This is a genomic window from Streptomyces sp. NPDC014864, assembly GCF_043081525.1.
Taxonomy (GTDB): Bacteria; Actinomycetota; Actinomycetes; order Streptomycetales; family Streptomycetaceae; genus Streptomyces.
This window is the reverse complement of sequence record NZ_JBIBWT010000001.1, coordinates 12,767-39,241: the sequence shown is the minus strand read 5'-3', so window position 1 is coordinate 39,241 and position 26,475 is coordinate 12,767. Positions and strand designations below refer to the sequence as shown.

Genomic DNA, 26,475 nt, shown 5'->3' with positions numbered 1-26,475 from the left:
TCGGGCCGTCCCGGCCGCCTCGAACAGATGCCTGCGCAGGTGAAGGCCCGCGCCAGTGGAAGCCGGCGCCAGTGGAAGCCCGCGCCAGTGGAAGCCGGCGCCAGTGGAAGCCCGCGCACCCCGGCCGCCCCGCCCGCCGTCCCCACCGCACCCCTCCGGGCCTCAGCTCCCCCCGCGTGCCTCGTTCGGGGCGCCGCCGGTGTCGTGGTGGCCGCGGTCCCGGTCCACGCCCACCGTGAACCCGATCACGGCACCGCCCCCGGCGCGCCGGAAGGCGAACGGCGCGCCGCCGTGGGCCAGGGCCACCTCCCGCACGATGGACAGGCCGAGGCCGGAGCCGGGCAGGGAGCGGGCGTCGGCGGCGCGGTAGAAGCGGTCGAAGATGCGGATCAGGTCCCCCTCGGAGATGCCGGGCCCACGATCGAGGACCTCGACGCGGACCGGACCCGGCCGGGCCGGCCCGGCCACCGTGATCTCGATGGGCGCCCTGCCGCCGCGGTCGAACTTCGCGGCGTTCTCGACGAGGTTGGACAGCGCGCGCTGGAGCATCCCCGGGCGGCCCTCGGCCGTCGTGTCGCCGCTCGCGCGGACCACGACGGTGCGCCCGGTACGGCGGCGGGCGGCGCCCGCGACGTCCTCGGCGATGTCGGCGAGGTCGACCCGCTGCGGCGGCTCGGTGTCGGACTGCCCGGCGGCGAGGTCCACGAGCTCGTTGACCAGGTCGGTCAGCTCGCGGGCCTCCTGGGTGAGGTCGGCGACGAGTTCCTCGCGGGTGGCGGGCGGGAGTTCGTCCATGCGGCGCAGCAGGGAGATGTTGGTCCGCAGGGAGGTGAGCGGGGTCCGCAGTTCGTGGCCCGCGTCCTGGACCAGCCGCCGCTGGTCCTCCTCGGACTGGGCGAGCCGGCCGAGCATGTGGTCGAAGGAGCGGCCGAGGCGGCCCACCTCGTCGTAGCCGGTGACCGGGACCTCGATGCCGAGCTGCCGGGTGCGGGCGACGTCCTCGGCGGCGGAGGTGAGGATCACCAGCCGGCGCGTGATGCGACGGGCCAGCCACCAGCCGCACAGGCCCGCGGCGATCACCACGACGCCCATCAGGACGAGGGTGCGCTGCTGGAGGGCCCGCAGCAGGTCCTCGGTGTCGCTGAACTCCTGCGCGACCTGCACGGCGCCGCGCCCGTCGCCGAGCGCCACGGTGGCGATGCGGTAGACGTCCGAGGCGACGACCACGTCCTTGTACTCCGCGGTCCTTCCGTCGGCCCGGGCGGCGGCCAGCGCCCGGTCCTTCGCGGTGACCGGCAGCACGGGGCTGCCGTGGTCGACGATCTGACCGCGCGGGCCGAGCACCTGCACATCGGTGCGGCTGGGCCGGACGACCTCGTGGCCCGGGCGGGAGGAGGAGAAGTCCTCGGGCGTACGGTCGTAGCGCCGCACCTCGTCCTGCACGTCCTGCACGACCTGGGTGAACACGGACTGCTGGTCGACCCGCACCAGCCGCGCCGCGGAACTGTACGACACGATGCCGACAAGGATGGTGACGGCGGCGGTGACCGCGGCGAACGACACCGCGAACGTGGTGCGCAGCGACGACAGCCGGGGCCGGGGCAGGTCCAGCAGCCGCCCGAGACGGCCCACCTAGTCCTCCCGCAGCACGTAACCCACGCCGCGGACGGTGTGGATGAGCTGCGGCGCGTCCGGCTGGTCGAGCTTGCGGCGCAGGTAGCCGACGTACACGGCGAGGTTCTTGGAGCCGGGGCCGAAGTCGTAGCCCCAGATGCGGTCGTAGATGGTCGAGTGGTCGAGGACGATGCCGGCGTTGCGGACCAGCAGTTCCAGCAGTTCGAACTCGGTGCGGGTCAGCTCCAGCTCCCGCTCGCCCCGCCACACGCGGCGGGCCTGCAGGTCCATGCGGATGCCGGCCGCCTCGACCTGCCGGTCGGGCAGCTGCGGTTCCCTCACCGGCGCCTCGCCCGCGGGGGCGCCGCCGCCGTTGGGGCTGGTGCGGCGCAGCAGGGCGCGCAGGCGGGCGAAGACCTCCTCCACGTCGAAGGGCTTGACCACGTAGTCGTCGGCGCCCGCGTCCAGACCGGCGATGCGGTCGGCGGTCTCCACGAGGGCGGTGAGCATGAGGATCGGGGTGCGGTCGCCCTCGGCGCGCAGCACCCGGCAGACCTGGAGGCCGTCGATGCCCGGCATCATCACGTCCAGGACGAGGACGTCCGGCGGGGTCTTGTGGGCCTGGGCGAGTGCCTCGACGCCGTCGGCGACCGCCGTCACCGCGTAGCCCTCCAGGGTCAGAGCCCGCTCCAGGGCGTGGCGGATGGCGCGGTCGTCTTCGGCGAGCAGCACAGTCTGAGGCACGGGTCCAGTCTGCCAAGGCCCACGACGCCGTGGCCGGGGCGAACAGGTCTACGATCACCCTTTTTACCCGGCTCTCACCGTCCCGGACGCAACCCGGGACGGGGCGCCCGCCGTCCCCTCACCTCGCGCCGCGCGACCCGCAGGACCCCGGTGACCGCGCCCCAGGGTCCGGGCGCGGCCCGCGCGCCGTCACGTCCGCAGGGCCGCGAGCCGCTCCTCGAACGGCACCACCCGGAAGCCACCTGCCTCCTCCGGCGCGGCCTCGGGCGCGGATTCCCGCGCCGAGGCCCCCGCCGACGCGGACGCCGGGAGACCGGCCTCGGGACCGGCCGAGGGACCCGGCGTACCCGACAGGCCCGTCATCAGCGTGACCAGCTCGGCCGCCGCCCGTTCGATCCGCTCGGGCAGGCCCTCGGCGCCCCAGTCCTCCGAGGCGGCGTAGACGCCGGTCGGGACGACCACCGTCCGCAGATGGGCGAAGAGCGGACGCAGCGCGTGGTCCAGCACCAGCGAGTGGCGGGCCGTACCGCCGGTCGCCGCGATCAGCACCGGCCTGCCCGCCAGGGCGTCCTTGTCCAAGACGTCGAAAGAAGGACTTGAACAGTCCGCTGTACGACGCCGCGAACACCGGGGTGACCACGATCAGCCCGTCGGCGGCCGCCACCGCGTCCAGCGCGCCGGCCAGCGCCTTGCCGGGGAAACCGCTGGTGAGGTGGTGGGCGATCTCGACGGCGAGGTCACGCAGCTCGACCACCCGCACGTCCAGGGCGCCGGCCGGGGCCCGCCGCTCCGCCGCGGCGGCCAGCCGGTCGGCCAGCAGCCGGGTGGAGGACGGGACGCTCAGCCCCGCGGAGACGACGACGAGCCTCATGCGGCGGCCTCCTGCGACGTCCGGTCCGCCAGCAGGGACACGTGCGTCGGCGCGTCCCGCACGCCCGCCGGGCGGCCCGCCGCGAACTCCTTGCGCAGCACCGGCACGACCTCCTCGCCGAGCATGTCGATCTGCTCCAGCACGGTCTTCAGCGGCAGTCCCGCGTGGTCCATCAGGAACAGCTGACGCTGGTAGTCGCCGGCGTACTCGCGGAAGGAAAGGGTCTTCTCGATCACCTGCTGCGGGGAGCCGACGGTCAGCGGGGTCTGGCCGGTGAAGTCCTCCAGGGAGGGGCCGTGACCGTAGACCGGGGCGTTGTCGAAGTAGGGGCGGAACTCGCGCACCGCGTCCTGGGAGTTGCGCCGCATGAACACCTGGCCGCCGAGGCCGACGATCGCCTGCTCTGCCGTGCCGTGCCCGTAGTGGGCGTAGCGGGAGCGGTACAGCTCGATCATCCGCTTGGTGTGGTCGGCGGGCCAGAAGATGTTGTTGTGGAAGAAGCCGTCGCCGTAGTACGCGGCCTGCTCGGCGATCTCCGGGGAGCGGATGGAGCCGTGCCAGACGAACGGGGGTATGCCGTCCAGCGGGCGGGGGGTGGAGGTGAAGCCCTGGAGCGGGGTGCGGAACTTCCCCTCCCAGTCGACCACGTCCTCGCGCCACAGCCGGTGCAGCAGCGCGTAGTTCTCGACGGCGAGGTCGATGCCCCGGCGGATGTCCTGGCCGAACCACGGGTAGACCGGCCCGGTGTTGCCGCGGCCCATCATCAGGTCGACCCGGCCGTCCGCGAGGTGCTGGAGCATCGCGTAGTCCTCGGCGATCTTCACCGGGTCGTTGGTGGTGATGAGGGTGGTGGAGGTGGACAGGATCAGCCGCTCCGTCCGCGCGGCGATGTAGCCGAGCATCGTGGTCGGCGACGACGGCACGAACGGCGGGTTGTGGTGCTCGCCGGTCGCGAAGACGTCCAGGCCGGCCTCCTCGGCCTTCAGCGCGATGGCGACCATGGCCTTGATGCGCTCGCGCTCGGTCGGCGTACGGCCCGTGGTGGGGTCCGGCGTGACGTCGCCGACGCTGAAGATCCCGAACTGCATGGTCGCTCACCCTCCAGGTAGTTGATTGTTCAACTATATCCCTGGAACGGGCGCCCCGTCGGCGGTATTCCCTTCCCCACCGGTGGGCCGACCCGCGGCTTCGGTGGGCTGGTCCGCGGCGCCGGTGGGCCGACCCGAGGTGTTCGACGCCCGCCCCGAGGCCGGTTCGGAGGCGAGCTCGCGCCGACCCGGCAGCAGCAGCGGAGTCGCCAGGAGCAGCAGACCCGCGACTCCGATCGCGGTCCGCGGGCCGGCCACAGCGCCCAGCAGGCCCCACAGCGCGGTCAGGGCCGCGACCGTCGCCTTGCCGGTCACCGACCACGCCGACAGCACACGGGCCACCCGGTCCGAGGGCGTCCGCTCCAGCCGGTACGTCGCGAACACCGGGTTGAACACGGCGCAGCAGGTGATCAGCATCAGCTCCACCGCCATCACCAGCGCCAGCCCGGGCACGCCCGGCCGGACCAGCACCAGCCCCACCGGCCAGCACGCGCGCAGCACCCCGGCGCCGAGCAGCACCCGGCCCTGCCCGAACCGGGCGACCAGCGGCCGGGCCAGCCGGGAGCCGACCAGACCCCCGAGGCACGGCACCGCGAAGGCCAGCCCGTACTGCCACGGCGCGAACCCCAGCGGGCCGAGCATCAGCACCGCGAGCAGCGGCGAGACCGCCATGATCAGGCCGTTGTTCAGGACCGTGTTGAAGAACAGCGGGCGCAGCACCGGATGGGAAAGGATGAACCGCCATCCCTGGAGCAGATCGCCCGCCCGCGGCCGCGCCGGTGCGGCCGCGGGCTCGGGGCGCGGTTCCCTCCCGCCGATCGCCCGGATCCCGGCGGCCGACAGCAGAAAGCTGACCGCGTCGGCCGCCACCGTCACCACCGGCCCGAACAGCCCGATCGCCGCGCCCCCGGCCGGCGGTCCGAGCACGCTGGCCGTCCAGGTCGTCGACTCGAACCTGCCGTTGGCGGCCAGCAGGTCCTCAGGAGGCACGAGGGTCTTCAGATACGCGCCGCTCGCCGCGCCGAAGGCGATGTCGGCCGCGGCCACGACCACCGACACGACCAGCAGCTGGGCGAAGCCGAGCCCGCCGAACACGAACGCCACGGGCACGCTGAGCAGCGCCGCGCACCGCACCAGGTCCGTCGCGACCATCACCGGCCGCTTGCGGCGGAACTCCATCCACGGCCCGAGCGGCACCGCCAGCACCGCGCCCACCGCCAGCCCCACGGCCGCCAGGAGCGACACCTCGGCCGACCCGGCGTGCAGCACCAGCACCGCGATCATCGGGAAGGCGTCGAACGCCAGCCACGACCCGAACGTACTGACCCCGTACGCCGCCCACAGCCACCCGAACCGCCGCCCCAGCCCCCGGCTCGCCACCCCGGCCACACCTCCTCCGCACCGCGACCACCGGCATCCAAGCAGAAAGGGCCGCGGGCTCCGTGCGAGGCTGCCCGCATGACGATCCTCCGCTCCGCCGCCCTCTTCGCCGTCGCCGCGCTGTTCGAGATCGGCGGCGCCTGGCTGGTCTGGCAGGGCGTGCGCGAACACCGCGGCCTGCTGTGGGCGGGCGGCGGCGTCCTCGCCCTCGGCGCGTACGGCTTCGTCGCCACCTTCCAGCCGGACGCCCACTTCGGCCGCGTCCTCGCCGCGTACGGCGGGGTCTTCGTCGCCGGTTCGCTCCTGTGGGGCGCGGTCGCGGACGGCTACCGGCCCGACCGCTGGGACCTCGCGGGCGCCCTGATCTGCCTCGCCGGCATGGCGCTGATCATGTGGGCCCCGCGCGGCGGCAACTGACCGGCGACCAGCGAGCCGGGGCCGGAAGGCCCACTCGGACGGCCGCCCCCGTCGCCTACTCTGGGCAGCAGGAACCGCCGCAGCCCGAGGAGCAGCCCATGGCCACCGCCGCACCGTCCGCCGCCTCCCGCATCGCCGTCGTCACCGGTGCGAGCAGCGGCATCGGCGCCGCCACGGCCCGGCAACTCGCTGCGGCCGGCTACCGCGTCGTACTGACCGCCCGCCGCAAGGACCGCATCGAGGCGCTCGCCGAGGAGATCAACGCCGCCGGCCACGCGGCGACGGCGTACCAGCTGGACGTCACCGACCGCACCGCGGTCGACGAGTTCGCCACCGCCTTCAAGACCGTCGCCGTCCTGGTCAACAACGCGGGCGGCGCACTCGGCGCCGACCCGGTCGCCACCGGCGACCCGGCCGACTGGCGCACCATGTACGAGACGAACGTCCTCGGCACCCTGAACCTCACCCAGGCCCTGCTGCCCAAACTGGAGGCCGGCGGCGACGGCACCGTCGTCGTGGTGTCGTCAACCGCGGGGCACGCCACCTACGAGGGCGGCGCGGGCTACGTCGCCGCCAAGCACGGCGCCCACGTCCTCGCCGAGACCCTCCGCCTGGAGATCGTCGGCACACCCGTCCGCGTCATCGAGATCGCGCCCGGCATGGTGAAGACGGAGGGGTTCGCGCTGACCCGCTTCGGCGGCGACCAGGAGAAGGCGGACAAGGTCTACGAGGGCGTCGCGGAGCCGCTCACCGCCGACGACGTCGCCGAGACCATCACCTGGGCGGTGACCCGCCCCAGCCACGTCAACATCGACCTGCTGATCGTGCGCCCGCGCGCCCAGGCGTCCAACACGAAGGTCTACCGGGAGCGGCCGTGACGGACACCCCCGACCGCCGGGCGGAGCGCGAACGCCTGGCCCTGGAGACGAAGCGCGAACGCCAGGTCTGGTACTACCTCGCCTACTTCCTCTTCGGCATCCACATCATGGCCTTCGTCATGATCTACGCGGTCCGCCACGCCAAGTAGCACCCGCACTCACGAGGTGCCACATCCGCCTCTGGCGGCCGCGGACCGGCCAAGTCCCTCTGTCCGTCGACCACCAGCCCGCGCGGCGTGGCTCCCGGTCGGCACCGGGAGCCACGCGCGTCAGCCCTTCACACACACGAACTGCTTCAGCTTCGCCACGACCTCGACGAGGTCACGCTGCTGCCGCATGACCTGGTCGATGTTCTTGTAGGCACCCGGGATCTCGTCCAGCACGCCGGAGTCCTTGCGGCACTCCACACCCCGCGTCTGCTCCTCCAGGTCCCTCACCGTGAAGTGCCGCTTCGCCGCGTTACGGCTCATCCGCCGGCCCGCCCCGTGCGAAGCGGAGTTGAAGGCCTTCTCGTTGCCGAGACCCTTCACGATGTACGAACTGGTGCCCATGGAACCGGGGATGATCCCGTACTCGCCCGAGCCTGCCCGGATCGCTCCCTTGCGGGTGACCAGCAGGTCCATCCCCTCGTACCGCTCCTCGGCCACGTAGTTGTGGTGGCAGGAGATCTCCGGCTCGAAGGTCGGCCTCGCCTTCTTGAACTCCTTGCGAATCACGTCCTTCAAGAGCGACATCATGATCGCGCGGTTGTACCGGGCGTACTCCTGAGCCCAGAACAGGTCATTCCGGTACGCGGCCATCTGTGGGGTGTCGGCCACGAAGACGGCGAGGTCGCGATCGACGAGACCCTGGTTGTGCGGAAGCTTCTGGGCCACACCGATGTGATGCTCGGCCAGTTCCTTGCCGATGTTGCGCGAACCGGAGTGCAGCATGAGCCAGACCGCGCCCGACTCGTCGAGGCACACTTCGATCATGTGATTGCCGCTGCCGAGCGTTCCCATCTGCTTTGTCGCCCGTTCCTGGCGGAACTTGACCGAGTCGGCCACGCCGTCGAACCGCCCCCAGAAGTCCCCCCACCCCGAGGTCGCGAAGCCGTGGAAGTGGCCGGGGTCCACCGGGCTGTCGTGCATCCCGCGGCCCACCGGGATCGCCTGCTCGATCTTCGAGCGCAGTCGGGAGAGGTCGCCCGGCAGGTCGTTCGCCGTCAGGGAGGTGCGGACCGCGGACATCCCGCAGCCGATGTCGACCCCGACCGCCGCCGGGCACACCGCGCCCCGCATCGCGATCACCGAGCCGACCGTGGCGCCCTTGCCGTAGTGGACGTCCGGCATGACCGCGAGGCCCTTGATCCAGGGCAGGGTCGCCACGTTCTGGAGCTGCTGCATCGCCGCGCCCTCGACCGTCGCGGGGTCGGCCCACATACGGATGGGTACCTTCGCGCCCGGCATTTCCACGTACGACATATCGTCCTCATTCCCCCGAACATCTACAGAAGCCTTGAATCGCAATACCGGCGCCAAGGTCGACGAAACAGGACTACGGACCGGCGTCCACGGCAGTGCGTGCGATACACATTGTCTCCAGGGGGCGCCCCCGCCCGGCAAGCGAATAAGCCGCGGGGACCGCCGAGACCACCCCGTGAACGGACATCGTCGAGAGGAGCCCGCCCGTGCTGCGGAAGGCGTACGTATCCGGGTCGGCCGCGCTTCTCGTGGCGCTGCTGGCCGGCTGCACCTCGGGCTCGCCGGGCAGCGCAGACACGGACGACTCCAACCCGGGCGACGCCGGTACGGCGACGGTGGCGGCCCAGCCGGGCAAGTACCGCACGCTGCCGGAGCCCTGCGGCGCGGTCGGTCACGGCACCCTCGACGCGATGCTGCCCGGCATCAAACAGCTCACGGACCTGGACCAGCGCACCAAGGCGTACGAAGGCGAGGCCACGCTCACGTACGACACCGACCGCAGGGTGGGCTGCCGGTGGAAGGTCGACGGCCCGGAGGCCACCGACCATCTGTCGGTCGACTTCGAGCGGGTCGTCTCCTACGACAACGGCATGAGCGACGACAGCCAGGCCCAGTCGGTCTTCGCGGCGAAGCAGGCGGCCGCCGACCTCCCCGAGCCCACCGCCACCACTTCCGGCACCAGCACCAGCACCGGCACCAGCGGCAGCCCGAGCAGCGGCACCGGCGCCGCCGGTGGACCGCCCTCCTCCTCCGCCGCCCCGTCCTCGCCCACCGCCTCCGCCCCGTCCTCCCCCTCCCTCACCTCCTCGTCCTCCACGTCGGTGTCCCCCTCCCGCAGCGCCGCGTCGGCCGACCTCCAGCCCCGCGTCCTGAGCGACCTCGGCGACGAGGCGTTCCTCGACGACGCGCTCAGCAGCTCCGGCTCGACGGCGAAACAGCGGACGGTGACTGTGGCGTTCCGCACGTCCAACGTCGTGGTGACCATCGAGTACGAGGAGCAGCCGGCGACCGTCGGCGTGGTCCCGGACAGCAAGGAAATGCAGGACAGGGCCCGGAAACTGGCGGCACAACTGGCCGATTCACTCAGCGGCTGACCGCCGTTCCGCACGCCTTCACGCCCCGGCGCACAGCACGCGAACCTCGAACGCTCGGCTGTCCCACCGCGTACCGTGGCCCCTCGGAACCGATCCGACCGCAAGGAATCACCGAGCGTCATGAGTGAAGGAACCATGCAGCGAGCAGTGAAGCGTCTGAACCGTGCCGTCGTCTGCGCGGCCGCCGTCCCCGTGATGTTCCTGGCCGCGGCCTGTTCCTCCGGCTCCGGCTCCTCCGACGGCGCCGAGGAGACCCCGGCGGGGAACGCGAAGGGGTCCACGAGCGCGAGCGCTTCACCGACGGTGCAGGCGGCTGCGTACGGCAAGCTCCCGGAGGCGTGCAAGGTCCTGTCGGGGAAGACACTGGGTGAACTGGTTCCCAAGGGTGCGAAGTCGGGCAAGGAGGGCACGTCGAGCGACGTCTCCACGCGTGGCAACTGCTCCTGGAACAGCCTGGACAACAACGGCGTGAAGGGTTCGCAGTTCCGCTGGCTGAATGTCTCCCTGCTGCGCTTCGAGTCCGACCCCTCGCGCGGCGCGGGCGACAAGCAGGCGCGGGCGTACTACCAGAAGCAGGTGCGTGACGCGGCGTCGGTGACGGGCGCGAAGAACAGTAAGTCGCAGCCCCTGTCCGGGACGGGCGACGAGGCGACGGCGATCCGCTACGACCTGAAGAAGAAGGAAGGCACCTTCAAGCAGCAGACGGTCGTGGCGCGGGTGGAGAACGTGGTCGTCACCGTCGACTACAACGGCGCGGGTCTGGCCGGCGACAAGGCGCCGGACGCCGCCGAGCTGGCCAAGGACACGGAGAAGGCGGCCCGGGAAGTGGTGGCCGCGGTGGCCGACGCCAACGGCGGCTCCGGTGCCTCGAAGCCGGGCAAGTCCCCGTCCGGCCCGGCGTCCGGGTCGCCCTCGAAGCAGGCGTCACCGTCGGCCTCGAAGTCGCCCTCCAAGTCGGCGTCCCCGTCGGCCTCGAAGAACTGAGACGTCGGCCTCCAGGAACCGGAGGTCAGCGCGCGAAGAACCGACAGGCCGGCAGGCGGACAGATCCGAGCAATCGGATCCGGCCACCCGTTCCTCGTACGGATGTGCCACCCTGTTGCGCGCAACAACACGCAATGGGAAGGGAGTACGGGTGGCCGCGCCACTGCAGCTGACTCGGATGCACCGCGTTCTCATCGGCGTGGTCGTGACCGGTGCCGTGATCATCGCCGGGATCGGCTTCGCCGGTTCGTACGCGGCCGTCCGCGAACTCGCCTTCAAAAAGGGCTTCGGCAACTTCAGTTACGTCCTGCCGGTGGGCATCGACGCGGGCATCTGCGTCCTGCTCGCCCTCGATCTGCTCCTGACCTGGATCCGCATCCCCTTCCCGCTGCTGCGCCAGACCGCGTGGCTGCTGACGGCGGCGACGATCGCGTTCAACGGCGCCGCCGCGTGGCCCGACCCGCTGGGCGTCGGCATGCACGCGGTGATCCCCATCCTGTTCGTGGTCTCGGTGGAGGCGGCCCGGCACGCGATCGGGCGGATCGCCGACATCACCGCCGACAAGCACATGGAGGGCGTCCGGCTCACCCGCTGGCTGCTCTCGCCGCTCCCGACCTTCCTGCTGTGGCGCCGTATGAAGCTGTGGGAGCTGCGCTCCTACGAGCAGGTCATCAAGCTGGAGCAGGAGCGCCTGGTCTACCAGGCGCGGCTGCGTTCGCGCTTCGGCCGGACCTGGCGGCGGAAGGCTCCGGTGGAGTCCCTGATGCCGCTGCGGCTGGCCCGCTACGGCGTTCCGCTGGCGGAGACGGCCCCGGCGGGCCTGGCGGCGGCGGGCATCGAGCCGGCGCTGATACCCCCGGCGCCGCGGCAGGAGCTCGACGCCGCGACCGCGGAGGCGCGCACGGCCCACCCCGCGTCCGCGGCGCAGCGGCCGGCGCGGGCGGGCGAGTCGTCGTCGCGCCCGGAGCTGGTCGCCCAACAGCAGCGGCAGCCCGCCGGCCCCGAGCCGGAGCCGGAGTACGCGCAGCAGCCGGCGGACGACCAGAGCCCCTGGTTCCAGACCCCGGCGGCGGTCGACTACCAGGGCGACTACGACCCGACGTACGACCCGGAGCGGTACGCCCAGTGGTACGCGGAGCAGCAGCAGGCCGAGCAGTACCAGGCGGACCAGTACCAGGCCGCCGCCCGGTACGAGGACCCCTCCGCCCAGGAGTTCGCGGAGCCGGGCCCGGAGGAGACCGGCAGCTTCCCGATCCCGTCCGGCCCGAACCGCACCCGTCAGCTGGGTGAGGGCGGCGGCACCCCGCCCGTCGAGCCGGACGAAGAGGCGTACTACCAGGTGTTCAAGCAGTCGATCAACGGCAGCGGCTACCCGACGCCGCGCGAGTTCAGCGACAACGTCGAGGCGACTTATGGCGTGCCCGTCCTGGACGCCGAGGCCAAGAAGATGGTCATGCGCTTCCAGAACCGCCACACCGCGGAGCTGGAGGACGACCACATCGCGTAGACGCCCACGCGGTACGACGAGGGGGGCTCCCGGTGTGCACCGGGAGCCCCCCTCGTCGTGTCACCGTGTTACTCGCCCAGCAGGGCCCGCACCCGGTCCTGGCCGACCGCCAGGAGCAGGGTGGGCAGCCGGGGGCCGGTGTCGCGGCCCACGAGCAGGTGGTAGAGGAGCGCGAAGAAGGTCCGCTGGGCGGTCTTGATCTCCGGGGGCAGCTCCTTGGGCGTCGCGTCGGCGGCGAACCCGGCCTGGACCTTGGGCACGCCGTAGACGAGGTGGGTCAGGCCGTCGAGGGACCAGTGCTCCTCCAGGCCGTCGAGCAGCAGGCGCAGCGACTGCTGGGCCTGCTCATCGAGGGACTTCAGCAGCTCGGCGTCGGGCTCCTCACGGACGATGGTGCGCTGGTCGGCGGGGACGTGGGTGTTGATCCACGCCTCGGCCTTGTCGTACCGGGGCCGGGCCTCGTCGAGCGAGGCGAGCGGGTTGGCCGGGTCCAGTTCGGACAGGATGCGCAGCGCCTGGTCCTGGTGGCCGGCGGTGATGTCGGCGACCGACGCCAGCGTGCGGTACGGCAGCGGGCGCGGCGTCTTCGGGAGGTCACCGGCGGCGGTGCCCACCGCGCGGGTGTACGCGGCGACGTCGGCGGGAAGCGCGGAGCCCTCGGCGACCTTGGCGGCGAGCTTGTCCCACTCGTCGTAGAGCCGCTGGATCTCCTGGTCGAAGGCGATCTTGAAGGACTGGTTCGGCCGGCGCCGGGCGTACAGCCAGCGCAGCAGCTGCGGCTCCATGATCTGCAGCGCGTCGGCCGGGGTGGGCACGCCACCGCGGGACGACGACATCTTCGCCATGCCGGAGATGCCGACGAAGGCGTACATGGGACCGATGGGCTGCTTGCCGTCGAAGATCCCGACGATCTGCCCGCCGACCTGGAAGGAGGACCCCGGGGACGAGTGGTCGACACCGCTCGGCTCGAAGATCACGCCCTCGTAGGCCCAGCGCATCGGCCAGTCGACCTTCCAGACCAGCTTGCCGCGGTTGAACTCGCTGAGCCGGACCGTCTCGGAGAAACCGCACGCCGTGCAGCCGTACGTCAGCTCCGTCGACTCGTCGTCGTAGACGGTGACGGTGGTGAGGTCCTTCTCGCAGTTGCCGCAGTACGGCTTGTACGGGAAGTACCCGGCGGAGCCGGAGCTGCCGTCGTCCTCGGACGCGGCGCCCGAGCCCTCCTCGGCCTCCAGCTCGGCCTCGTCGACCGCCTTCTGCTGCTGCTTCTTGGCGGGGGTCTTCTTGGTCCGGTACTGGGCGAGGATCGCGTCGATGTCGCCGCGGTGCCGCATCGCGTGCAGGATCTGCTCGCGGTAGACGCCGGTGGTGTACTGCTCGGTCTGGCTGATGCCCTCGAACTCCACGCCCAGCTCGGCGAGCGAGGCGACCATGGCCGCCTTGAAGTGCTCGGCCCAGTTCGGATGCGGCGAGCCCTTGGGGGCGGGGACCGAGGTCAGCGGCTTGCCGATGTGCTCGGCCCACGACTCGTCCACGCCGGCGACACCGGCCGGCACCTTGCGGTACCGGTCGTAGTCGTCCCAGGAGATCAGGTGCCGCACCTGGTGCCCGCGGCGGCGGATCTCGTCGGCGACGAGGTGCGGGGTCATGACCTCGCGCAGGTTCCCCAGGTGGATGGGCCCGGACGGCGACAGCCCGGACGCGACGACGACCGGTTTGCCCGGGGCCCGACGCTCCGACTCCTCGATGACCTCATCCGCGAAACGGGAGACCCAGTCGGTGGTCTCGGTGCTCTGAGCCACGATCGGCACGTCCTCTTTCTGAAGAGTTCTCTGGAGGTTTCTCCGCGAGCAGCCGGTACGGTCGCACGGCTGACCGCTCCATTGTCCCAGGCGGGACCACTTCCACGAAAACGCCTTATCGGGGTCGTGCCCGCGCCCGCCCCCATCGTGTCGCCTCGTCCGCCGCCGTGCCGCCGTGCCCACCCCGTGGGACGGGCGGGAGCGGCCCGGCGTTCACCCGCCGACCGGAAAATTCGCTTTACCCCGCGTGGGATACTGGCCGGGTCTAACCATTCGTCGAGGAGAACGGCACCCACTCCTATGGCCTCGGTCACGTCCCTCACCGCCTCCGTCCACCAGCACCTCGCGTCCGCCCTCTCGGCCACCCTGCCGGAGGCCGCCGGCGCGGACCCGCTGCTGCGACGAAGCGACCGGGCGGACTTCCAGGCCAACGGCATCCTGGCGCTGGCGAAGAAGACCAAGGCGAACCCGCGGGAGCTGGCCACGCAGGTCGTGTCCCAGGTGACCACCGGTGACCTGATCGAGGACATCGAGGTCTCCGGGCCCGGCTTCCTCAACATCACGGTCGCCGACCGGGCGATCACCGGGAACCTGGCCGCGCGCGCCGCCGACCCCGAGGGCCGGCTCGGCGTGCCGTACGCGGAGCACCCGGGCACGACGGTCATCGACTACGCCCAGCCGAACGTGGCGAAGGAGATGCACGTCGGCCACCTGCGGTCCGCCGTGATCGGCGACTCGGTGGCCCAGCTCCTGGAGTTCACCGGCGAGAACGTGGTCCGCCGGCACCACATCGGCGACTGGGGCACCCAGTTCGGCATGCTCATCCAGTACCTGGACGAGCACCCGCACGAGCTGGACCACAAGGCCGCCGAGATCAGCGGCGAGGAGGCGATGTCGAACCTCGACCGCCTCTACAAGGCGGCGCGCAGGCTCTTCGACTCCGACGAGGAGTTCAAGACGCGGGCACGGCGCCGGGTGGTGGACCTCCAGGCCGGGGACCCGCGCACGCTCGCCATGTGGCAGAAGTTCGTCGACGAGTCGAAGATCTACTTCTTCTCCGTCTTCGAGAAGCTGGACATGGAGATCCAGGACCCGGACATCGTCGGCGAGTCCGGTTACAACGACATGCTGACCGAGACCTGCCGCCTCCTGGAGGAGTCGGGCGTCGCGGTCCGCTCCGAGGGCGCGCTGTGCGTCTTCTTCGACGACATCAAGGGCGCGGACGGCCAGCCGGTCCCGCTGATCGTGCAGAAGTCCGACGGCGGCTTCGGCTACGCGGCCACCGACCTGTCCGCGATCCGCGACCGCGTCTTCAATCTGAAGGCGGACACGCTGCTCTACGTCGTGGACGCCCGCCAGGCCCTGCACTTCCGGATGGTCTTCGAGACCGCCCGCCGGGCCGGCTGGCTGAACGACGGCGTGAAGGCGTTCCACCTCGCCTTCGGCACAGTCCTCGGCAAGGACGGCAAGCCGTTCAAGACGCGTGAGGGCGAGACGGTCAAGCTGGTCGATCTGCTGGACGAGGCGATCGACCGGGCGTCGGCCGTGGTGCGGGAGAAGGCCCAGGACCTGTCCGAGGAGGAGATCGCCGAGCGGGGTGCCCAGGTGGGCATCGGCGCGGTGAAGTACGCGGACCTGTCGACTTCGGCGAACCGGGACTACAAGTTCGACCTGGACCAGATGGTCTCGCTGAACGGCGACACGTCCGTCTACCTCCAGTACGCGTACGCCCGTATCCAGTCGATCCTCCGCAAGGCCGGGGAGGTCCGCCCGGCGGCCCACCCGGAGCTGGGGCTGACGGAGGCGGAGCGGGCGCTGGGCCTGCACGCCGACGCCTTCGCGGAGACGGTCGCGGAGGCGGCCGCGGAGTACGCCCCGCACAAGCTGACCGCGTACCTGTACCAGTTGGCGTCGCTGTACACGACGTTCTACGACAAGTGCCCGGTGCTGAAGGCCGAGACGCCGGAGCAGGTGCAGAACCGCCTGTTCCTGTGCGACGTCACGGCCCGCACCCTGCACCAGGGCATGGCCCTGCTGGGCATCAGGACGCCCGAGCGGCTCTGACCGGCGCTCGCTCCGCCGGAAGGCCCCGGCCTGTTGCTCACAACAGGCCGGGGCCTTCCTCGTTCTCGGGCCTTCCTCGTTCTCGGGCCTTCCTCGTTCTCGGGCCTTCCTCGTGCGGGGGCCCTCCTCGGCGACCTGGCGACGGTGAGGTCGTCACCCGCTTGGGGGAGGGTACGGACATACCTCCGGGGCAAGGGACGACCTTGGTCCCCATGGCGAGCAGGCCGGCCGGCTCCCCACGCCCCCGCGACGGCCCCGGACCTGAGGCGCAAGATCGAAATGCGACCCGCCCCGCCCCCCTCCACGATGACGGTGAAGGGCGGAGCGGCCGGCCGCTGACGGCCGAGCACTCCGCCGAGTCATGCGCCACAGAAAGAGGAAAACATGACGGCAACGACGGAGAGCCCCACGCGGGAAAAGACAGAGGTCGACGCGGAAGAGGTCGGAGAGGAAACCGGCATCGGCCCCATCCTGCTGGCGGCCATGCTGGCCCGTCGTGAGGAGCGCGGGGAAGAGTCGATCATCGAGCACCCGCTTCTCCTCGCTGCGCTCATGCGCGGCCGCGAAGAGCGCGGCGAAGCGCTGATCCAGCACCCTCTCCTCCTCGCCTCGCTGATGCGCCGCCGCGAGGAGCGCGAAGAGCCGGTGATCGAGCACCCCCTCCTCCTCGCGATGCTGATGCGCCGCCGCCGCGAGGAGCGCGGGGAGGAGTCGATCATCGAGCACCCCCTCCTCCTCGCCGCACTGATGCGCCGCCGCCGCGAAGAGCGCGGGGAGGAGTCGATCATCGAGCACCCCCTCCTCCTCGCCGCACTGATGCGCCGCCGCCGCGAGGAGCGCGGGGGCGAGTCCCTGATCGAGCACCCGCTGCTCCTCGCCGCACTGATGCGCCGCTAGGACATGGCAGCCCCCTGCCCTCCGAAGGTGGCGAGCGTCGCCTTCGGAGGGCAGGCCCCGTAACGCAACCGAGGAATCGAAGGAACCACACAATGGCAGCTGAGTCCGGCGGAGATTCGGAACGGGATCCCCTGGAGACCTTCATCGACGAGGTCTTCGAGGAGATGGTGCGCGAGGCCGGAGGTCCGCACGGCACCACCGGTATGAGGTACGGAAGGGACCCGATGGCGGCCGCCCTGGTGGAAGCGGCCATGGCGTCACTGTCCCAACCGCCGTCCCCCCGGTCCTCGGAACTGGAGAGGATGCTGTTCGCGCAGACTCTCGCGAAGGCGTTGGCCGAGTCCCTCGCCCCCGCCCTGGCGGAGTCTCTGGCCTCGGAGATCATGAAGGTCCTGACCCACCACGGAGTCTCGCCCAACGGCGGGACACATCAGTCCGTCGGTGCCACGGGCCGCAACCGCCGGGGCTCCGGCGGGGCCGCCCAGAGCAACTCCTGAGCCCGGGGCAGGCGGCGGAGGTGCGAGCCGGTTGCGGATGAGCGTCTCGCGCGGACGTCCGCCTTCCGGCTCGCACGCCTCCCGCTCGACCCCGGGCGGGCGGTGGTGTCCGGGGACGGGCAACCACCTCTGCGCCGAGGCCGGTTGTCAGTGGCTGCCCCTACAGTCACCGGCATGGCGACTCTTCCGAACCCGCTGCCCAAGCTGGCGTCCGACCCGAGCGGGCGTTCGCTCGGGCTGCAACTCCCGCCCGGTGTCCTGCTCGACACGACGTACTACGGTCCGGCGGACGAACCGCTGCTGTGGCACGCGGGCCGGGACGCGTCCCCCGGCAACTGGGCGGCGCTCGGCGCTCCGGCGGCGCGCGTGGGCCTGCTGCCGCTCATCGTGGACGTGGGGAGCACGCAGGGCGGGTTGGAGCACTGGCACTTGCGGCCCCGTCAGACGTCGTACCCGGGGGACCACGACGCCGAGGAGGTGCTGGCCTCCTACTGGGACGAGTACGCGGCCTACGAGGCCGGCGCCGGTGAGGACTACCCCGGCCGGGACAAGGTCGTGGAGCACTTCGGGGAGTCGGCGACGTACGAGGAGCGGGTCGCCCCCTTCGGCCCGGGATGGCCCGGCCTCGCCCCTGCCGGCGTGCTCGCCGCCGATCCCGACGTCAGGGCCGCCGGCGTCGCCGACGCGCTCAGCGACGGCCGGGGCGACTGGTTCAAGCAGCCCCGTCTGGCCCTGGTCCCGGCCCGCCGCTCCGCCGACATCCCCGCCGCGATCGGCTGGAGCGGCCCGGTCAACTACGAGAGCGACGTGGCCCGGCTGTGCGCGGTGCTCCGCTCCTGGGAGGACCGCTTCGGGATACGGGTCGTGGCGCTCGGCTTCGACATCCTCGTCGTCTCCGTGGCGGCCCCGCCGACCACCCTCACCGAGGCGGAGGCGGTGGCGGCGGAGCACTTCGCGTTCTGCCCGGACAACATCACCCAGGGCGAGGCGGAGACCCTGCGCGCCTACGCCGAGGAGCTGGTCGGGGAGCGGATGTGGTCGTTCTGGTGGGACTGACCGCGGCTCCGGCCGGTCCTCGGCGAGGGCCGGCCGACCGGAACCGGGCGGGGCCGGCCCGGGCCGTCAGGGCTTGGCGCCCAGCGCCGCGTACACGTTGATGTCGGCGTCGGTCGCGTCGTTGATGTCGCGGTAGCGGACCTTGTCGATGTCGTCGAGGGTCGCGAGGTACGTCGCGTCCGGCTGCTCCGGGACGGGGGCCGCGTGGTCGGGGCGCCAGCGGTGCGCGGGGACGACGCCGGGGGCGGCGAGTTCGAGGGCGTTGTCCGTGAAGAAGCGCTCCACCTCCGCCTTCGAGCGCAGCACGAAGGTGAAGCCGCGCTCGGTGTAGGTGCGTTGGACGGCGCGGACGTTCTCCGGGTTGAGGTCCTCGGTGAGGTGGCTGACGACCAGACGGCTGCCGGAGGGCAGCGCGGCGAGCAGCTCGCGCACGATGGCGTGCGCTTCCGCGTCCTCGACGAAGTGCAGGACGGCGACCAGGCAGAGGGCGATCGGCTGATCGAAGTCGAGGATCTCGGCGGCTTGCTGGAGGATGCGCGCCGGGTGCGTCAGGTCGGCGTCGATGTAGTCGGTGCGGCCCTCGGGGCCGCTGGTGAGCAGGGCGCGGGCGTGGGCGAGCACGACTGGGTCGTTGTCGACGTAGACCACCCGGGTGTCCGGGTGGATCCGCTGGGCGATCTGGTGGACGTTGTCGGCCGTGGGCAGACCGGTGCCGATGTCGAGGAACTGCCGGATGCCGTCCCGGTCCGCCAGTTCGGTCACGGCGCGGCGCAGGAAGTCGCGGTTGTGTCGTACGTCGAGATACCCGCGCGGGTTGGCGGCGAGCGCGGCGGCGGCCGCCCGGCGGTCGACGGGATAGTGGTCCTTGCCGCCGAGGAAGACGTCGTACACCCGGGCCGGATGCGCCTTCGTGGTGTCGATGCTTCTCTGGGGCGCGACGGGATCCTGGCTGAGAGCGTCACCGGACATGGGGGTCTCCTGGTGAGGTGGTCAGTCTCTTCAACGAGCAACTACTAGTCAACCACCCAGTTTCCGGGGCGACTTGAGGCTTTCCACACCCCGGTGACCCACATCCGCGCGCGTCCCCCCGCGGCCACCGGCGGACGACGGTGGCCGCCGAGGGCGGCGGGGGCTCAGCGCAGCTTCCGCGCGACCTCCGTCGCCCAGTAGGTGAGGATCGTGCGCGCGCCGGCCCGCTTGATGCCGGTCAGGGTCTCCAGGATCGCCCGGTCGCGGTCGAGCCAGCCCTTCTCGGCGGCGGCCTCGATCATCGAGTACTCGCCGGAGATCTGGTAGGCGGCGACGGGCACGTCCACGGCGTCGGCGACGCGGGCCACGATGTCCAGGTAGGGCCCGGCCGGCTTGACCATGACCATGTCCGCGCCCTCCTCCAGGTCGAGCGCCAGCTCCCGCAGCGACTCACGCAGGTTCGCCGGGTCCTGCTGGTAGGTCTTCCGGTCGCCCTGCAGCGAGGAACCGACCGCCTCGCGGAAGGGCCCGTAGAAAGCGGAGGAGTACTTGGCGGTGTAGGCGAGGATGGCGACGTCCTCGCGCCCGATCTGGTCGAGCGCGTCCCGGACGACGCCGATCTGACCGTCCATCATCCCGCTGGGCCCGACGATGTGGGCGCCCGCGTCGGCCTGCACCTGCGCCATCTCGGCGTACCGCTCGAGCGTGGCGTCGTTGTCGACCCGCCCCTCGGCGTCGAGGACGCCGCAGTGACCGTGGTCGGTGAACTCGTCCAGGCACAGGTCGGACATGACGAGCAGGTCGTCCCCCACTTCGGCGCGCACATCACGCAGGGCGACCTGGAGAATTCCGTCCGGATCGGTACCGCACGTCCCGGCCGCGTCCTTCTTCGACTCCTCCGGCACCCCGAAGAGCATGATCCCGGACACCCCGGCCTCGACGGCCTCCACGGCCGCCTTCCTGAGGCTGTCCCGCGTGTGCTGCACGACCCCGGGCATCGCCGAGATCGGCACCGGCTCACTCACGCCCTCCCGGATGAACGCCGGGAGGATGAAGTCGGCGGGGTGCAGTCGCGTCTCGGCGACCATCCGCCGCATGACGGGCGAGGTCCGCAGCCGACGAGGACGCGTACCGGGAAAGGATCCGTACTTCGTCATATCTCCTACGCTACGCCCGCCACTCCCGTGCCTTTGCCGACGCCCTGTCGGACGCCGGGAGGCGGGACTCCTGCACGGTGACGGCCGGACACGCGCCAACTTTCGGCAGCCCGGTCAGCAGAAACACCGCCGGCGGGACAAACGCCGAGGGTGGCGGCATCGCCGCATATGGATCGCTGAACCTCACCGGCAGCGCGGTCACCGGCAACACCGCCACCGGGACGAACGCCAGGGGCGGCGGCATCCTCAACTTCGGGACGGTCACCCGCATCACCAGCCCCGTGGTGGCGAACATCCCCGACCAGTGCGGCACCCCAAGCACAGTGCCGGGCTGCTGACGCATCAGCGACCAAGCCCCACCGCCAAGACCCCGTCCGCCTCAGGCGCCAGGCAACGGGCCGCCTCCTCCGGGTAGGCGGCCCAGCCGTGCCCGGGCCAAAAGTGCGGCTACAGCACGGACGAAGGCCCCGGCTGCGTCGAAGGGGCGGCCGTCCCCGACCGCATCCTCGTCCGCGACTCCAAGGCCCCCCGAGGAGCCCGCCTCACCACCGCCCCCGCCGCCCGGGCGACCTTCCTGCCGTACGCCTCCGGGCGCTGACGGCGGCTGACGGAGCAGACGGAGCGCCCCTGTGAAGGAACGCTCCGCCGTCTCTCACGTCGTCGACCGACGCCTCCGCGCCCCGGGACGGCGCTCGCTCGGGCGGGTCACCGGGTCCCCCGCCTCCAGCGCGGCGGCGCGGCGCCGGGCGCCGAAGTCGGCCAGGGCATCGGCCAGCTTGAGCACCGACGGCTCCGGGGCCATGACGTCGACCCGCAGGCCGTGCTCCTCGGCCGTCTTGGCCGTGGCGGGGCCGATGCACGCGATCACCGTCACGTTGTGCGGCTTGCCCGCGATGCCCACCAGGTTCCTCACCGTGGAGGAGGAGGTGAACAGCACCGCGTCGAAGCCGCCGCCCTTGATCGCCTCACGGGTCTCCGCCGGGGGCGGCGAGGCGCGCACGGTCCGGTAGGCCGTGACGTCGTCGACCTCCCAGCCCAGCTCGATCAGCCCGGCGACGAGCGTCTCGGTGGCGATGTCCGCGCGCGGCAGGAAGACACGGTCGATCGGGTCGAAGACCGGGTCGTACGGCGGCCAGTCCTCCAGCAGACCGGCGGCGGACTGCTCTCCGCTCGGCACCAGGTCCGGCTTCACACCGAAGGCGATCAGCGCGTTGGCGGTCTGCTCGCCCACCGCCGCGACCTTGATGCCGGCAAAGGCGCGGGCGTCGAGGCCGTACTCCTCGAACTTCTCGCGGACCGCCTTGACCGCGTTGACCGACGTGAACGCGATCCACTCGTAGCGGCCCGTCACCAGGCCCTTGACCGCCCGCTCCATCTGCTGGGGCGTGCGCGGCGGCTCCACGGCGATGGTCGGGACCTCGTGCGGCACGGCCCCGTAGGACACCAACCGGTCGGAGAGCGAGGCCGCCTGCTCCTTGGTGCGCGGCACGAGCACCTTCCAGCCGAACAGCGGCTTGGACTCGAACCACGAGAGCTGGTCGCGCTGCGCCGCGGCGGAACGCTCACCGACCACGGCTATCACCGGCCGCCCGCCGTCCGGGGACGGCAGGACCTTCGCCTGCTTCAGGGTCTGCGCGATGGTGCCGAGGGTCGCCGTCCAGGTGCGCTGGCGGGTGGTCGTACCGGCGACCGTGACGCTCAGCGGGGTGTCCGGCTTGCGGCCCGCCGACACCAGTTCCCCGGCCGCCGCGGCGACCGAGTCGAGCGTGGTCGACACCACGACCGTGCCGTCCGAGGCGCCGACCTCGGTCCAGCAGCGGTCGGACGCCGTACGGGCGTCCACGAACCGCACGTCGGCACCCTGCGCGTCGCGCAGCGGCACACCGGCGTACGCGGGCACGCCGACGGCGCTGGCGATGCCGGGGACGACCTCGAAGGGCACACCCGCGGCGGCGCAGGCGAGCATTTCCTCGGCGGCGTACGTATCAAGTCCCGGGTCCCCGGACACCGCACGGACGACCCGCCTGCCGCCCCGCGCGGCCTCCATGACAAGATGTGCGGCATCCCGCACTGCGGGAACCCCAGCGGATGTTGACGTGCCGTCAACGACCGTCAGCTGGGGCGTGCCCGTGCCCGGAGCCTGGTCCGAGGAAGGACCGCCGTCCGTGTGCACGACGGTGACGCCCTGCCTGGCGTGCGTGCGTACGACGTCGAGCACCTCGTGCTCGGCGACGAGGACGTCCGCGTTCGCCAGCGCCTCGACGGCGCGGAGTGTGAGCAGTCCCGGATCTCCGGGTCCGGCACCGAGGAAGGTGACGTGCCCGTGTTCAGGACCGGCGGGAAGGGTGGTGGGGCTCACTGTGCTCGCTCCCCCATCAGACCGGCCGCGCCCTGGGCAAGCATCTCGGTGGCGAGTTCGCGACCGAGCGCCATCGCCTGCTCATGCGTCCGGGGTACGGGACCGGTGGTGGACAGCTGCACCAGCGAGGTGCCGTCGGTCGTGCCGACGACGCCGCGCAGGCGCATTTCCTTGACAATCTGCCCGTCGGCCAGAAGGTCGGCCAGCGCGCCCACAGGGGCGCTGCAACCGGCCTCCAGGGCGGCGAGCAGTGATCGCTCGGCGGTCACGGCGGCCCGGGTGAACGGGTCGTCGAGCTCGGCGAGCGCGGCGATCAGGTCCGCGTTGTCCGCGGCGCACTCGATCGCCAGGGCCCCCTGGCCGGGGGCGGGCAGAACCGTGTCGACCGACAGGAAGTCGGTCACCTCGTCGCCGCGGCCGATGCGGTTCAGGCCGGCCGCGGCCAGCACGACCGCGTCCAGCTCGCCGCCGCGGACGAAGCCGATGCGCGTGTCGACGTTGCCGCGTATCGGGACCGTCTCGATGTCCAGCCCGTGGCTGCGCGCGTACGCGTTCAGCTGCGCCATGCGGCGCGGCGAGCCGGTGCCTATGCGCGCCCCGCGGGGCAGGTCGGTGAACTTCAGCGCGTCCCGGGCGACGATCACGTCGCGCGGGTCCTCGCGCTCCGGTATGGCGGCCAGGACCAGGTCCTCCGGCTGCGCGGTCGGCAGGTCCTTGAGCGAATGAACCGCGAAGTCGACCTCGCCCCGCAGCAGCGCGTCGCGCAGCGCCGTGACGAACACGCCCGTGCCGCCGATCTGCGCGAGGTGCTCGCGCGAGGTGTCACCGTAAGTGGTGATCTCGACGAGCTCGACGGGCCGTCCGGTCACCTGGCTCACGGCGTCCGCCACCTGCCCGGACTGGGCCATGGCGAGCTTGCTTCGCCTGGTCCCCAGCCGCAGTGCCTTGTCACTCATGCCGGCCCTCGGTTCCTGCCGTTCGTGTCGACGTTCGCGCCGACTTTCCTGACGCTCGAGTCGACGCTCTTGACGGTCGCGTCGACTTTGTCGTCGATGTTCTTTTCGCCGTCCGCCCGGGAGACGGAGGCAACCGTCTCGGCATCGAGGTCGAACAGGGTGCGCAGCGCGTCCGCGTACCCGGCGCCGCCGGGCTCGGCTGCGAGCTGCTTGACCCGGACGGTCGGCGCGTGCAGCAGCTTGTCCACGACGCGCCGCACGGTCTGGGTGATCTCCGCGCGGTGCTTGTCGTCGAGGCCGGGCAGCCGCCCTTCCAGGCGGGCGATCTCACCGGCCACCACGTCGGCGGCCATGCTGCGCAGCGCGACCACGGTGGGCGTGATGTGCGCCGCCCGCAGGGCCGCGCCGAAGGCGGCGACCTCGTCGGAGACGATGCGCCGTACGGCGTCGACGTCGGCCGCCATCGGCGCGTCCGCGGAGGCCTCCGCGAGGGACTCGATGTCGACCAGGCGCACCCCGGCCAGCCGGTGCACGGCCGCGTCGACGTCGCGCGGCATGGCGAGGTCGAGGAGGAACAGCACCGGCTCCGGCCGCGGGGCCTCGGTGACCTGCTCGGGCTTGCGGCGCTCGGGGATGCGGCCGACGGTGGCGACGGTCGCGGCGAGCGCGGTGATCAGCTCGGCGTCGGCCTCGGCGCTGCGGCGGCCGGACTCGCGGCGGTCGACGGTGCCGTTGTCCACCCAGGTGGCGTGCTGCTCCAGGGTGGCCGCGTCCATGCCGGCCACGGCGGCATCGCCCATCACGGAGAAACCTGCCTGCACGGCGGTCAGGTCGAGCGGGCAGTTCTCCTCGCCGCCCACGCCGGTGGGCGGCAGCGGCGTGTCCCGGACGTCCTTCCCGGCCGGCGTACGGCGGTCCTCGGCGTCCTCGGTCCGGCGCTCGCCGCCGGCGTCCGGGACGGGCCGTCCGGTGCGGCCCTCCACCGCCGCGGCGATCGTCCCGGCCGGCAGGACCAGCCCGGTCGCGCCGGTGCAGGAGACGGCGACGTCGGCACGTGTCAGCTCGAACGGCACCGCGTCCATCGGTACCGCGCGGGCCAGCACGTCCGTGTCGTCGCCCTCGGTGAGGATCCGGGCGAGGCGCGCGGCGCGGTCGTGGGTGCGGTTGGCGATGACGATCTCGGCGACCCCGGCGCGCGCGAGCGTCGCGGCGGCCAGCGAGGACATCGACCCGGCGCCGATGACCAGGGCCTTCTTGCCGGTGGCCCAGGTCTGCACGTCCGCGCCCGCGGACAGCTGCTCCAGGCCGAAGGTGACCAGGGACTGGCCGGCGCGGTCGATGCCGGTCTCGGAGTGGGCCCGCTTGCCGACCCTGAGCGCCTGCTGGAACAGGTCGTTCAGCAGGCGTCCGGCGGTGTGCAGCTCCTGCGCCCTGGCCAGCGAGTCCTTTATCTGGCCGAGGATCTGGCCCTCGCCGACGACCATCGAGTCCAGGCCGCAGGCCACCGAGAACAGGTGGTGGACGGCCCGGTCCTCGTAGTGCACGTAGAGGTAGGGGGTGAGCTCCTCCAGGCCGACCCCGCTGTGCTGGGCGAGCAGCGTGGACAGCTCGGCGACACCGGCGTGGAACTTGTCCACGTCGGCGTACAGCTCGATGCGGTTACAGGTGGCCAGCAGGGCGGCCTCGGCGGCCGGCTCGGCGGCGACGGTGTCCTGCAGCAGCTTGCACTGCGCGTCCGGGTTCAGCGAGGCCCGCTCCAGGACGCTGACCGGGGCGCTGCGGTGGCTCAGCCCGACGACGAGGAGACTCATGCCGGCATCACGGCGGGCACGTCCCCGTCGGGTCCCTGGTCGGCGGACCCGCCGCGGGCAGCGGCGGCGGGCAGCGCGTCGGCGGCGGCCTCCTCGCCGGCCTTGCGCTGCTCGTGGAAGGCGAGGATCTGCAGCTCGATGGAGAGGTCGACCTTGCGCACGTCGACGCCGTCGGGGACGGACAGCACGGTCGGGGCGAAGTTCAGGATGGAGGTGACCCCGGCGGCCACCAGACGGTCGCAGACCTGCTGGGCGGCGCCCGCGGGGGTCGCGATCACGCCGATCGACACGCCGTTGTCCTGGATGATCTTCTCGAGCTCGTCGGTGTGCTGGACCGGGATGCCGGCGACGGGCTTTCCGGCCATCGCCGGGTCGGCGTCGATGAGGGCGGCGACCCGGAACCCGCGGGAGGCGAAGCCGCCGTAGTTGGCGAGCGCGGCGCCGAGGTTGCCGATACCGACGATCACAACCGGCCAGTCCTGGGTCAGGCCCAGTTCGCGGGAGATCTGGTAGACGAGATACTCGACGTCGTAGCCCACGCCCCGCGTCCCGTAGGAGCCGAGGTAGGAGAAGTCCTTGCGCAGCTTGGCGGAGTTGACTCCCGCCGCGGCCGCGAGCTCCTCGGAGGAGACCGTGGGGACCGAGCGCTCCGACAACGCGGTCAGGGCTCGGAGGTACAGCGGAAGCCTGGCGACGGTGGCCTCGGGAATCCCTCGGCTGCGGGTCGCCGGTCGGTGAGTTCGGCCAGTTGCCACGGTGCTCCTGCGGGTAGAGCGGGGCTGTGGGCGGTCATACGTCCCCGGACCGCCCCGTCGAATGCAGGCTATGTCTTTGTGAACGCGTGCACAAAGATGGTGTCCGATTTGC

General features: G+C 71.9%; 23 protein-coding genes and 2 pseudogenes. 12 read left to right on the top strand and 13 right to left on the bottom strand.

Going from position 1 to position 26,475, the window contains the following annotated elements; translation table 11 throughout:
• Positions 1-162 precede the first annotated feature (162 nt).
• The 5 genes and pseudogenes from ACF1A5_RS00200 to ACF1A5_RS00180 all read right to left on the bottom strand — a co-directional run bounded on the left by ACF1A5_RS00200 (position 163) and on the right by ACF1A5_RS00180 (position 5,697).
• Complete coding sequence (locus ACF1A5_RS00200; protein ID WP_392190570.1) at positions 163-1,632, bottom strand: ATP-binding protein; 1,470 nt, start codon at positions 1,630-1,632, stop codon at positions 163-165.
• Positions 1,633-2,346, bottom strand: a complete 714-nt coding sequence (locus ACF1A5_RS00195; RefSeq protein WP_392191178.1) for a response regulator transcription factor — start codon at positions 2,344-2,346, stop codon at positions 1,633-1,635.
• Between the two features lie 201 nt (positions 2,347-2,547).
• Positions 2,548-3,229 (bottom strand): annotated as a pseudogene (locus ACF1A5_RS00190) (CE1759 family FMN reductase).
• The gene (locus ACF1A5_RS00185; protein ID WP_392190569.1) at positions 3,226-4,317 is read right to left on the bottom strand and encodes an LLM class flavin-dependent oxidoreductase; all 1,092 of its coding nucleotides are present in this window, start codon (positions 4,315-4,317) and stop codon (positions 3,226-3,228) included. Before ACF1A5_RS00185 ends, ACF1A5_RS00190 begins: the two are co-directional and overlap by 4 nt.
• A 33-nt stretch (positions 4,318-4,350) precedes the next feature.
• Positions 4,351-5,697 (bottom strand): MFS transporter, encoded by a 1,347-nt coding sequence (locus ACF1A5_RS00180; RefSeq protein ID WP_392190568.1) that lies wholly within the window; start codon positions 5,695-5,697, stop codon positions 4,351-4,353.
• Positions 5,698-5,775: 78 nt separating this feature from the next.
• Between ACF1A5_RS00180 and ACF1A5_RS00175 the strand changes: the two genes are divergently transcribed.
• The 3 genes from ACF1A5_RS00175 (at position 5,776) to ACF1A5_RS00165 (ending at position 7,141) form a co-directional block, all read left to right on the top strand.
• A complete protein-coding gene (locus tag ACF1A5_RS00175; RefSeq protein ID WP_392190567.1) occupies positions 5,776-6,114 on the top strand; it encodes a YnfA family protein in 339 nt (112 codons plus the stop codon).
• 98 nt (positions 6,115-6,212) lie between these two features.
• Entirely contained in the window at positions 6,213-6,992 is a 780-nt protein-coding gene (locus ACF1A5_RS00170) for an SDR family NAD(P)-dependent oxidoreductase (protein WP_392190566.1), read from the top strand.
• Positions 6,989-7,141 (top strand): hypothetical protein, encoded by a 153-nt coding sequence (locus ACF1A5_RS00165; protein WP_392190565.1) that lies wholly within the window; start codon positions 6,989-6,991, stop codon positions 7,139-7,141. Before ACF1A5_RS00170 ends, ACF1A5_RS00165 begins: the two co-directional genes overlap by 4 nt.
• Before the next feature lie 120 nt (positions 7,142-7,261).
• Here the strand turns inward: ACF1A5_RS00165 and ACF1A5_RS00160 are convergent, their stop codons facing one another.
• Positions 7,262-8,455 carry an RtcB family protein gene (locus ACF1A5_RS00160; protein WP_392190564.1) on the bottom strand — a complete coding sequence of 398 codons (1,194 nt, stop codon included), beginning with the start codon at positions 8,453-8,455 and terminating at the stop codon, positions 7,262-7,264.
• A 206-nt stretch (positions 8,456-8,661) separates the two neighbouring features.
• Here ACF1A5_RS00160 and ACF1A5_RS00155 point away from each other — a divergent pair, with 206 nt between their 5' ends.
• From ACF1A5_RS00155 to ACF1A5_RS00145, 3 genes are all read left to right on the top strand, one after another.
• Complete coding sequence (locus ACF1A5_RS00155) at positions 8,662-9,549, top strand: DUF3558 domain-containing protein (RefSeq protein ID WP_392190563.1); 888 nt, start codon at positions 8,662-8,664, stop codon at positions 9,547-9,549.
• Positions 9,550-9,669: 120 nt separating this feature from the next.
• Entirely contained in the window at positions 9,670-10,533 is an 864-nt protein-coding gene (locus ACF1A5_RS00150; protein WP_392190562.1) for a DUF3558 domain-containing protein, read from the top strand.
• Between the two features lie 151 nt (positions 10,534-10,684).
• Positions 10,685-12,040: a DUF2637 domain-containing protein gene (locus ACF1A5_RS00145; RefSeq protein WP_392190561.1), complete on the top strand. Its 1,356-nt coding sequence runs from the start codon at positions 10,685-10,687 to the stop codon at positions 12,038-12,040.
• Between the two features lie 68 nt (positions 12,041-12,108).
• Here the strand turns inward: ACF1A5_RS00145 and lysS are convergent, their stop codons facing one another.
• Positions 12,109-13,851 (bottom strand): lysine--tRNA ligase, encoded by a 1,743-nt coding sequence (lysS, locus tag ACF1A5_RS00140; RefSeq protein WP_392190560.1) that lies wholly within the window; start codon positions 13,849-13,851, stop codon positions 12,109-12,111.
• Between the two features lie 291 nt (positions 13,852-14,142).
• Between lysS and argS the strand changes: the two genes are divergently transcribed.
• The 4 genes from argS (at position 14,143) to ACF1A5_RS00120 (ending at position 18,356) form a co-directional block, all read left to right on the top strand.
• Positions 14,143-15,906: an arginine--tRNA ligase gene (argS, locus tag ACF1A5_RS00135; RefSeq protein WP_392190559.1), complete on the top strand. Its 1,764-nt coding sequence runs from the start codon at positions 14,143-14,145 to the stop codon at positions 15,904-15,906.
• A gap of 384 nt (positions 15,907-16,290) precedes the next feature.
• Positions 16,291-16,803, top strand: coding sequence for a hypothetical protein (locus tag ACF1A5_RS00130; RefSeq protein ID WP_392190558.1), 513 nt, complete (start codon positions 16,291-16,293; stop codon positions 16,801-16,803).
• A gap of 92 nt (positions 16,804-16,895) precedes the next feature.
• Entirely contained in the window at positions 16,896-17,300 is a 405-nt protein-coding gene (locus ACF1A5_RS00125; RefSeq protein ID WP_392190557.1) for a hypothetical protein, read from the top strand.
• 174 nt (positions 17,301-17,474) lie between these two features.
• The gene (locus ACF1A5_RS00120; RefSeq protein ID WP_392190556.1) at positions 17,475-18,356 is read left to right on the top strand and encodes a DUF4253 domain-containing protein; all 882 of its coding nucleotides are present in this window, start codon (positions 17,475-17,477) and stop codon (positions 18,354-18,356) included.
• Between the two features lie 66 nt (positions 18,357-18,422).
• Here the strand turns inward: ACF1A5_RS00120 and ACF1A5_RS00115 are convergent, their stop codons facing one another.
• Positions 18,423-19,325, bottom strand: coding sequence for an SAM-dependent methyltransferase (locus ACF1A5_RS00115; RefSeq protein ID WP_392190555.1), 903 nt, complete (start codon positions 19,323-19,325; stop codon positions 18,423-18,425).
• Between the two features lie 164 nt (positions 19,326-19,489).
• Positions 19,490-20,482, bottom strand: coding sequence for a porphobilinogen synthase (hemB, locus tag ACF1A5_RS00110; protein WP_392190554.1), 993 nt, complete (start codon positions 20,480-20,482; stop codon positions 19,490-19,492).
• Positions 20,483-20,559: 77 nt separating this feature from the next.
• On the opposite strand from hemB, the gene ACF1A5_RS00105 reads away from it, so the two are divergent.
• Entirely contained in the window at positions 20,560-20,820 is a 261-nt protein-coding gene (locus ACF1A5_RS00105) for a hypothetical protein (RefSeq protein WP_392190553.1), read from the top strand.
• Between the two features lie 113 nt (positions 20,821-20,933).
• Positions 20,934-21,080: pseudogene (locus ACF1A5_RS00100) on the top strand (DUF397 domain-containing protein); the annotation flags it as partial.
• Positions 21,081-21,134: 54 nt separating this feature from the next.
• On the opposite strand, the gene ACF1A5_RS00095 reads toward ACF1A5_RS00100, so the two are convergent.
• The 4 genes from ACF1A5_RS00095 to ACF1A5_RS00080 are packed head-to-tail and all read right to left on the bottom strand — an operon-like array spanning position 21,135 to position 26,363.
• Positions 21,135-22,841 carry a uroporphyrinogen-III synthase gene (locus ACF1A5_RS00095; protein ID WP_392190552.1) on the bottom strand — a complete coding sequence of 569 codons (1,707 nt, stop codon included), beginning with the start codon at positions 22,839-22,841 and terminating at the stop codon, positions 21,135-21,137.
• Entirely contained in the window at positions 22,838-23,797 is a 960-nt protein-coding gene (gene hemC, locus ACF1A5_RS00090; protein ID WP_392190551.1) for a hydroxymethylbilane synthase, read from the bottom strand. Before hemC ends, ACF1A5_RS00095 begins: the two co-directional genes overlap by 4 nt.
• Positions 23,794-25,608 carry a glutamyl-tRNA reductase gene (locus ACF1A5_RS00085; protein WP_392190550.1) on the bottom strand — a complete coding sequence of 605 codons (1,815 nt, stop codon included), beginning with the start codon at positions 25,606-25,608 and terminating at the stop codon, positions 23,794-23,796. The genes hemC and ACF1A5_RS00085 overlap by 4 nt, the downstream gene beginning before the upstream one ends.
• The gene (locus ACF1A5_RS00080) at positions 25,605-26,363 is read right to left on the bottom strand and encodes a redox-sensing transcriptional repressor Rex (RefSeq protein ID WP_392190549.1); all 759 of its coding nucleotides are present in this window, start codon (positions 26,361-26,363) and stop codon (positions 25,605-25,607) included. The genes ACF1A5_RS00085 and ACF1A5_RS00080 overlap by 4 nt, the downstream gene beginning before the upstream one ends.
• Positions 26,364-26,475: the final 112 nt, after the last annotated feature.

Bases quoted from the DNA above. Each gene is read 5' to 3' on its own strand.
- ACF1A5_RS00185 (WP_392190569.1), bottom strand. From the start codon at position 4,317: ATGCAGTTCGGGATCTTCAGCGTCGGCGACGTCACGCCGGACCCCACC.
- ACF1A5_RS00175 (WP_392190567.1), top strand. From the start codon at position 5,776: ATGACGATCCTCCGCTCCGCCGCCCTCTTCGCCGTCGCCGCGCTGTTC.
- ACF1A5_RS00170 (WP_392190566.1), top strand. From the start codon at position 6,213: ATGGCCACCGCCGCACCGTCCGCCGCCTCCCGCATCGCCGTCGTCACC.
- ACF1A5_RS00160 (WP_392190564.1), bottom strand. From the start codon at position 8,455: ATGTCGTACGTGGAAATGCCGGGCGCGAAGGTACCCATCCGTATGTGG.
- ACF1A5_RS00150 (WP_392190562.1), top strand. From the start codon at position 9,670: ATGAGTGAAGGAACCATGCAGCGAGCAGTGAAGCGTCTGAACCGTGCC.
- argS (WP_392190559.1), top strand. From the start codon at position 14,143: ATGGCCTCGGTCACGTCCCTCACCGCCTCCGTCCACCAGCACCTCGCG.
- ACF1A5_RS00130 (WP_392190558.1), top strand. From the start codon at position 16,291: ATGACGGCAACGACGGAGAGCCCCACGCGGGAAAAGACAGAGGTCGAC.
- ACF1A5_RS00125 (WP_392190557.1), top strand. From the start codon at position 16,896: ATGGCAGCTGAGTCCGGCGGAGATTCGGAACGGGATCCCCTGGAGACC.
- ACF1A5_RS00120 (WP_392190556.1), top strand. From the start codon at position 17,475: ATGGCGACTCTTCCGAACCCGCTGCCCAAGCTGGCGTCCGACCCGAGC.
- ACF1A5_RS00115 (WP_392190555.1), bottom strand. From the start codon at position 19,325: ATGTCCGGTGACGCTCTCAGCCAGGATCCCGTCGCGCCCCAGAGAAGC.
- hemB (WP_392190554.1), bottom strand. From the start codon at position 20,482: ATGACGAAGTACGGATCCTTTCCCGGTACGCGTCCTCGTCGGCTGCGG.
- hemC (WP_392190551.1), bottom strand. From the start codon at position 23,797: ATGAGTGACAAGGCACTGCGGCTGGGGACCAGGCGAAGCAAGCTCGCC.
- ACF1A5_RS00085 (WP_392190550.1), bottom strand. From the start codon at position 25,608: ATGAGTCTCCTCGTCGTCGGGCTGAGCCACCGCAGCGCCCCGGTCAGC.